The sequence below is a fragment of the Bartonella sp. AA78NXGY genome (genome assembly GCF_042197005.1).
Lineage (GTDB): Bacteria > Pseudomonadota > Alphaproteobacteria > Rhizobiales > Rhizobiaceae > Bartonella.
This window is the reverse complement of sequence record NZ_JBHIRI010000117.1, coordinates 1-513: the sequence shown is the minus strand read 5'-3', so window position 1 is coordinate 513 and position 513 is coordinate 1. Positions and strand designations below refer to the sequence as shown.

At 47.6% G+C, this 513-nt stretch carries 2 pseudogenes; both read right to left on the bottom strand.

From position 1 onward, the window contains the following. A pseudogene (locus ACFINL_RS09955) lies at positions 1 to 133 on the bottom strand (phage tail protein); the annotation flags it as partial. 12 nt (positions 134 to 145) lie between these two features. Beyond that, positions 146 to 513, bottom strand: a pseudogene (locus tag ACFINL_RS09950) (lytic transglycosylase); the annotation flags it as partial.

The following is a 513-nucleotide window of genomic DNA, read 5'->3' as shown; positions in this document are numbered from 1 at the left end:
CCTTTACGCGCTGCATCATCACACGGGCGCTCGTATTCACACTGCTAGGATACTGTCCTTCGGACCAATCAATCAAATTATCAGAACGCGTATTATCCGCCGCTCTAAGCGACCAATCATAAATCGTTGACATCTCTCATCAATCCTAATTTCGGGAAAATGGTCCGTAAAATGCCCGCATGAAGGGCGGCATGAAAGGGGTGTCATCGACATCACTCTCTTCTTCTTCCGAAGCCTCTTCTTGTGATGCTAATTGTGATGCTAATAATGCCCTTAAAACTTCGAGTAAGTTGTCTCTATTGCCAAAACCACCCTGTGCTATAGGGCTTGCTCTATAAGGCTGGCCCCCATGCATTTGTAACACGCGGTTGACAAAATCACTTGCACGCATAGCGTTGTTTCAACCATTCAAGCCAACCGCATTGCTCCCAACAATTTGCGCCGCATTGGCATGGGGATTTTGCAAAAGACGCGCGGCTCCTCCTGCACCTTGTTGATGGGCTAAATACAACT